Here is a 7,849-nt window from a genome sequence, read left to right on the forward strand (position 1 = left end):
TGGATCGTCGCCGGGCACGACACAAGCTAGTTGGTGCAGTTCGGCATTAGCGATGGATGCCCCACGCGCGATCGCGCGGCCAGCTATTCTGTTTGCAAGCGAAGCAGCCGGCTAATGTCGATGATCACGAGGGAATCACTCGTCCGATAGCTAGCAAGAGCGCGATCGCCTTGACACCTAGGATGTCCCATTCATAAAGGTGCATTATTTTTCGTCTACACGCATTAATCAGGGTTTGTGATCACAAAACCATTGCTTGCTACCTATTGAGAATAGTCATAACCAACCTCAACAGGTCAAGACACGAACAGCACAAAAAAGCAGTAATTTGACCGAAAAAGTCAGGCGTTTGCAGGGTATTTTCAGGTAAATACAGGTAAAGTGCAGCCCCTGCACTTTACCTGCACTTGCCTGACTTTATACTGCAAACCCCTGACTTTATACTGCACTTGCCTGACTTTAGCTGACGCAACAATTAGCTATTTTTTAGCCTTTTTAACAACAAGTGAATTGATTAAATAGTCAAGTTGCTGCATCTAAATTGAATTAATAGTCAAGTTGCTGCATCTGAATTGAATTAATAGTCAAGTTGTTGCATCTGGATTGAATTACAGCAAGCGTATCTTTTCGTTTGGTCACTCAACTCAAAACCTGGACGCACCTTTGGGGTATAGCCGAGATACGGGCTTTCCGAGGACATGACGTAAAGTTTTGTAAATATAAGACAAAATGACTTGAAGTAGCAAAGCCTGAAATGTTTAGCAGTAAAAGATGGACGCTTTTTGGGTCTGTACGAGGGCAGAGTAGTAATACTACTCTGCTCTAGCTGACTGAGTGTTGGCAGCTTCTGTAGGCGGAAGGGACATTGAAAAGCGGCATTGTTACAAAACTTTACGTCGTGTCCTCGGAAAGCCCGTATCTCGGCTATACCCCTATCTAGTCCAAACTGTCGGGGAGATAATTTTAGCTGATAGATCATCTAAATAGAAATCGTAAACAGGTTCTCCTGATAATTCACAGCAAAGAGGTTCAATAATTTTAGTGAACGGATTCCAAACTACTGTTACAGTCCGTTTCGTTTTCTTTCTTTGCAACTCACATTGAATATGTACTGTAGGTAGATGGATAATCATTGCACTGTGCAACCAAGCTTCTACACTCATTGCATAACGCTCTTGGATATCTAACAATTTTCGATCTAGCTCTCTATTAGTAGCTTCAATTCGAGCTAATTCTTTGTCTAATTCATCACCAATCAAATTTTTTAACTCAATCTTGTGGCGAATCCCAGAGCTAATCGTGTTGTAATAATCCTTGAGTCTTTCTTCATCCCTAGCTCTTGCTCTTGTTAATTTAGCCTGCCAATTATCTAAAGATTTTCCAATCAATATTCCACTTTGATGTTCGATTAACTTCAACAACTCATCAAAAGGAATAGAAAATGGTGTTTCTTGATTATCCACATCCATTCTGTCAGACTCCCAAAATAAAGCATCCCCAATTTGTACTGGTGTTACTCCTGTTATTTCATTGATAATAAACGAAACTAGACCAATCCTTTTTTCTTCGGCATTCGCTGTGTAAGCCACATTACATAAAATGTAGCGAGTGGTTGATGGTTTAGCATCTACAAAACGAATTAACCCATTTTGAGGTTTGAATCTCTCTGGTATGCTTTTGTCAAATCCCGTAGCTTTTAGATAGCCATCAAATTTTACACCCAAGGCACTAATCTGCCCTTTGACAGCTAATAGTTCAGATAATTTATTTAATACTTCTGAATGATAAGTAACAAAAACACTTTGAGGTACATCAGTGATAGTTGTAAAAGTTACTTCTTCTGGTAGAGAAAGTAACGAGGCTATGTTTTCATTTAACAGCGCATTTAAAACGTGTTCCCCAGCCGGTTCAGCTATTCCGTCATGGAGAGCTACAATTTTTTCTAAAGTAGTAATTATTGGGTCTGATAACATATTTAATCAAATCAATTTTTCAAGCTTCAAAATCTTCGCCAAAAATCTGTTCATCCAGTTCTTGAATTTGCTCATATTGTTTTTGGGCTTTCAACAAATTATCGGCTAATTGCTCAAAGGCTTGATCTAATTCGGGTTTAACTTGATGCTTAAGCCAGATATCCATGACAACTTCACTAAAGTCAAATTCATCATCCACATTGCCTAAAATTGTTTCAATTTCTCCGACTACCAGTTCAAACATATTAATTTTGTCGTGCAGTATCCGCAGAATATACTCTTCGATACTGCCTTTGAGACAGAAGTTAAAAATAAAAACATCCTGGGTTTGTCCGATGCGGTGGATACGACCAATGCGCTGTTCAATTTTCATTGGGTTCCAGGGCAGGTCATAATTAACGATCGCATTAGCAAACTGGATGTTACGTCCTTCTCCCCCTGTTTCCGATGCTAAGAGTACAGAAACATTATCCCGAAATGCGGCTATAGCCTCATCTTTCTGTTTAAGGGACATTCCGCCAGTAAATTCTGCAAAGGGGATATTTGCCGCTTGCAGCGTTTTAGCTAAATAGGTGCTAGTTGCTTTATGGGTTGTGAAAACTAAGGTTTTCTGGCGAGATTTGGAGAGCATCTCTACTAAGGTTTTTGCTTTCTCGACCTGCTTGACTTGGGATGCTCGTGCAGCTAAAGACTTCAGTTCTTCATCGGGTAGGCGGATAGTCAGTTGCTTGAGGGAGTCAGCTAAAGCATTAGGGGATGAACCCGCTCGCATTAGCAAATTAGTACGGGAGAGTCTGTCTAGTTTGTCCTCTGAAGAACGTAGATACTTGCTCAAGTCTTGGTAAAGTTTCTCCTCTCCGGCTGCCGGGGTAACGGTAATTGTGGTGGCGAAGCGTTTGGGCAGTTTGACATCTACTAGGGCGCGGGTATTTCGTACCATAACTTCCCGCATCAGAGTGCGTAACTTTTCGGGATTTTTAGGGACTCGTCCATTCTTGGAATTGACGTATTCTTTTTTAAAAGCGGCTTCTGTTTGTAGCAGTCCCGGTTTGAGGAGGGTTAGCAGATTAAACAGTTCCACAAGGGAGTTCTGCACTGGCGTAGCAGTAAGCATGAGGATAAACCGCTTATTGAGGGCGTTGACCAGTTTCCAGTTGAGGGTACTGCGATTTTTTAGATGGTGTGCCTCATCGACAACAACCAAATCCCAAGTACGACTGGTGACGTGAAGATAATGTTTAGCAGACTTAGCCGTGTTTAATGAAGCGATAATTCGCGGATTATTTGTCCAAAATTCGTCTATCGGTTGTTGTGGGTCACGGTTATCTGTGGTGATAGTAGCGATATTAAATTTGTCACTTAACTCTGATTGCCACTGGGAAACTAGGGATGCCGGAGTTAACACTAGGATGGACTTTACCATCCCCCTAGCTAAGTATTCGGCGATGATTAGTCCCGCTTCAATGGTTTTACCCAATCCGACTTCATCCGCTAGTAATGCCCGTCCACCCATTTGTCTGAGGACTTTTCGGGCTGTTTCAATCTGATACCAGTATTTGTCGATAGCAGTTAATGTGGGTAGGCAAATGAGTTGGTCATAGTCTGCCATTACCGAGAGGTTAAACAGGTCTAAACGCGCTTCGTAGAAGTTAAGCGGGTCGTATTTACCAGCTTTCAGGGCTTCTAAGGCAGTGGAAGGATTGAATTGAAATGTATAGTTTTTTTCCATATTTATAGTTTTTCCTTACTTGGTCTGCTAAACAGACCTGTCCGCTAGCCTAAAAGCTTTGCTAGGTAATAAGTGTAGTCATTATCCTTAGCGTTTGAGGCTAAGAATACGGGCGACCCACGGCTAGAACCCTTTATTGTACAGCAAGCGTTATGATGCTTGGTAGTGATACGGAAGTAGTGGTGAGACATAATCCTTGTCCCATAAGCAATACGGAGGACAGTTTTAGATATAGTCGAGTCTCCGAAACCCTTACTGGCTATATGCTGGACTATTTTTTCAAGGTTTAAGTAAGCGCGCACTCGTTTCAGAAAATGCGTAAAAAATGGCAGGGCTTCCTCGCCCTCGGCGGTGCTGGGCCGTTAAAAAACTGTCCGAAGTATTGATCAACAGGTTTTATCAAACATATTGATTGATTTTATGAACCTAAGCACTTTGTTTAAATTCTAGACAAATTTAAGGTAGCAACAATTAATCCAGTTCAATGTTTGGGATTGGCTGTTTGTGCTGTTGGTTATTTTGTTTGTGACTTCGCTGTTCTTGCTCAATTAATTGTATCCAGATCTCATTCCAACTTGACTGTGGACTGACAACTTCTGCATTTGGCAGCAGCGCGCTCGCATTTCGAGCGAGGTGAGAATCTTCTGCGATTGCTATAATAACGCTATCGAGTTCTTGTAAGAATTGTTTAGGCAGTTGTGAAGCTCGTTCAATTCCTAGGTAAATTGTGGGTGGTGCTGTTGCAGAGTTATCCTGGCTATTTTCCTGTTCAATTAGCAAAATTGAAAGGGCTTCGATTGGGTTACAGGCAATCACAGCTCTCTCAATTTCTCCAGTAGTGGCTACCCAGAAAGCAGCTTCAGATGACAGGGGATGGGTTGTACTAAAGTTGCCTCTTTCATCGAGAACAAAAGCGAACCGGGCTTCCCCGTCAAGCGTCCGTGCCGTAAAGACAGCCTTTTCGGAGCCGGCATACAGCCAAGAATGAGAGTGTAATAAATCAAGCAATTCTAAAGGTAAACTGTACTCGACTGCTAGATGCGATCGCACTCTGACCCACTGAGTTTCATCAGGTTCAGGCAGGATTGACAGTTCTAACTCTAACTCATTTGCTGTTGCAGGAGTAGCAGGTGCGGTTGTTTCTAGCTCAGATTGTGACAACTCTAACTCATTTGCTGTTGCAGGTGCGCTTGCTACTAAATCGGATTGTGACAACTCTAACTCATTTTCCTCTGCCTCACTGGGGGCGATAGCTAAGTGTTGTGGCTGCATTAAAGCTTCAATTAGGGCGTTATCTCGCCCTTTGTCATAGCTAACGCCTCGATACTTTTGCAATCCCGAAAAAGTGTAGGCTCTACCCAACTGAGTGCCACTTAAAGCGACTCCATCTAAATTGTAAGAAATGCCTGTACTAAAGCCAGTTCGAGTCAATCCGACTTGCACCTCTACGGCTTGTTGCTGCAACCGCTCAACGAATTCTGGCATACTTGGGTTGTCTTGGGTGACTTCATCAATTAGGTCTTGCAATTGCACTCTGACGCTCTTGTTTCCCTTGCTTTTTAATTGCCTGTGTTCTCCTGTAGTCTGAGCCCGCTTGTCTGTTTCCCAACTGGGTGTAACAGTTTCCAGGTTGTAGTTCCGTTCGAGTTGGCGAATAGTTTCTTGGCTTTTGTAATAATCCCAGCTATCGTCAACAACACCTCCATCTAGGCAAATGCGACTGGCGACGATGTGGATGTGGTCGTGTTCTGTATCGCTGTGCTTGACAACTGCGTACTGGTTGTTGTCAAATTCCATCGCTTTCATGTAGTTGGCTGCAATCGCCAGCCAGCGTTGGTCATTTTCTTCAGAATCTTCTAGTTTTTCGGTGCTATCGACAGATAAAGTGGCGTGAAAAACTGCTACTTTCAGGTTAGGTCTTAGTTGTCGGGCGATGCCAAATTCAGCAGCCAGTTCTTCAGGAGTTTGTCCACACATAGTACCGCCAATTAGAGCGGCGTCTTTTTTGCCCAGCACGTAGTTCAGACAGCCCCGAAAGCCTGTACCTTTGATTTGTTTGCCAATCATAACCGAAAAGCCGTCAGGTGCACAGAATCGATTGCTCAGGCGGTAAAGCCCAGGCTTGTTAATAATTAGCGTACTGTAGATTTGGCAAGCTTTGCAACCATAGCTTTAATTGCAGCCCCGTTCTCTCGAATGAGTTGCTGTACGTTTTGTAAGAGTCCTGTATTGACAACAACTGGTTCTCTCAATGCCACAGCACTATTGCAAGCTTTAGCAATCTGATTGAGGTTGTTTCCTGCAATTCTAAGTTGGGCATCAATCTTGCATAACATTTGATAGGCTTTTAAGTCAAATGCAGCTAGAGGGCGTGGCATGGCTCTTTTCAAAGCTGCACGGCGCATGAAGTCGCTCATGCTCAAATTGACTTGCTCTGCTCTTGCTTTAATTTGATTGTAGTCTGAGTCCGACAATCTCAGTTCCAGCCGACTCGAAAGTCTCTGATTTTGCTGCTGTTGAGGAAATTTCTTGAGCTTCATAGTCATAAAAATAGTTGAGTTTATGTCATTTTATAAATCTATAACTACTTTCAACTTCACCCCAAAATAGCAAACTAGGGGCGTAAAGTGACCCCCGCCATTTGAGGATAACTGGTTGCGAGCGCTACTCAATAACTGACAATCTATCCATTTGCTTAAAGTGTTTGCTCGACAGGCGAGGGCGTTGTCAGCTCCTTTCTCCCTCTCATTTCTTATAGCTGTATAATATTCCGCTTAATTTGTATTACAGTTAGCTACATTTGTCATTAAAGCTTAAGAAAGTCTTAAACCTGACCAGGCGGCTAGGATTCCGCATTCATGAGGTGCATTGTTTTTATTTAAAAGTAATAAATAAAGCTTTGTACGGACAAAACCATTGCTTGCTACCTATTGAGAATAGTCATAACCAACCTCAACAGGTCAAGACACGAACAGCACAAAAAAGCAGTAATTTGACCGAAAAAGTCAGGCGTTTGCAGGATATTTTCAGGTAAATGCAGGTAAAGTGCACCCCCTGCAAATACCTGCACTTGCCTGACTTTATACTGCACTTGCCTGACTTTATACTGCACTTGCCTGACTTTAGCTGACGCAACAATTAGCTAATTTTTTAGCGTTTTTAACAAAATCCGAATTGATTTAATAGTCAAGTTACAGTATCTAAATTGAATAAAAAATCAACTTAAGCAAGTGTGAGAAAATTGGCAACACAGCAGCCGTTATCTAAATTGAATAAAAAATCAAATAAGGAGTATGAGAAAATTGGCAACAAAGTAGCCGTTATGTCAGCCTTGACAGTCGCGTAAATTGCTGTTGTCGAGCCCGCGCTTTGCAATCGGCTAAACTGTTGGTATGAAGGCAGGTTAAGAGCAGACCCTAATACGGTGTCTTAAGGGCGAGAGCGTCTGTGATCGTTGCAACGCCGATCAAGTAAATCAAATTTCCCCGCCTATCCATTTATAGAAATAGTAATTTCTTATTCGCTATCGATTTACCGGGGAATCAACCAGGAGCGATCGGGCTGCCCAACAAGCCGATCGCTCCTGGTTTCTCCGTGGTCAGCAAGGGAAAATCAAAGAGCGGCAGACCTAGGAAAACTTTCGGCAATATGCGTTTTTATGCGTTTTTATGCGTTTTTATGCGTTTTTATGAGATCGCCCATCACCTTTTAGCTGCTTAAACTCTTCAAATTGCGTCTCGCCAACTATTGCCACAATATCGACCGATGCAAGAAAAACCCGCGTCGATTGCCGCCGCAAAATCCTCCTCAATAGCTGAAGCTACGGCGCCAGATTGGTAGCCGATCGCCTGTTTGATTCTATGAGCTCCGTTGTGGGCGATCGAGCTGTCGCTCAAGCCGATCGCTCGCTACCCAAGTGTGACGGGAGGAATTGACGCCAGTGCTGCTACGAAGTTGTCACAACAACAGGAGCAATGTGAGCAGTCGGCACAATCGAAGAGCGGGTAAAAATCAAGCCCTTTGACACCTAGAATGCCCCATTCATAAGGGTGGGTAGTCCTAAACAAGTAATTAGGACTTACGCATTGACAAAAAATATCATCTATGTATTCTAGACAATGCCATGACTGAATCGGTTTGCCAAAAT

General features: G+C 42.8%; 5 protein-coding genes. All 5 read right to left on the reverse strand.

Annotated elements, in window-relative coordinates:
* Positions 1–932 precede the first annotated feature (932 nt).
* Complete coding sequence (locus QUA16_RS24975; RefSeq protein ID WP_333033453.1) at positions 933–1,973, reverse strand: hypothetical protein; 1,041 nt, start codon at positions 1,971–1,973, stop codon at positions 933–935.
* Positions 1,974–1,992: 19 nt separating this feature from the next.
* The gene (locus tag QUA16_RS24980; protein WP_333106742.1) at positions 1,993–3,702 is read right to left on the reverse strand and encodes an SNF2-related protein; all 1,710 of its coding nucleotides are present in this window, start codon (positions 3,700–3,702) and stop codon (positions 1,993–1,995) included.
* A gap of 471 nt (positions 3,703–4,173) precedes the next feature.
* The gene (locus QUA16_RS24985) at positions 4,174–5,769 is read right to left on the reverse strand and encodes a relaxase/mobilization nuclease domain-containing protein (protein WP_333106744.1); all 1,596 of its coding nucleotides are present in this window, start codon (positions 5,767–5,769) and stop codon (positions 4,174–4,176) included.
* A gap of 65 nt (positions 5,770–5,834) precedes the next feature.
* The gene (locus tag QUA16_RS24990) at positions 5,835–6,248 is read right to left on the reverse strand and encodes a plasmid mobilization protein (protein WP_333106746.1); all 414 of its coding nucleotides are present in this window, start codon (positions 6,246–6,248) and stop codon (positions 5,835–5,837) included.
* Between the two features lie 1,179 nt (positions 6,249–7,427).
* Positions 7,428–7,598 (reverse strand): hypothetical protein, encoded by a 171-nt coding sequence (locus tag QUA16_RS24995; RefSeq protein ID WP_333106749.1) that lies wholly within the window; start codon positions 7,596–7,598, stop codon positions 7,428–7,430.
* Positions 7,599–7,849: the final 251 nt, after the last annotated feature.

It is taken from the genome of Microcoleus sp. S13_C3 (genome assembly GCF_036700905.1).
GTDB lineage: Bacteria > Cyanobacteriota > Cyanobacteriia > Cyanobacteriales > Microcoleaceae > Microcoleus.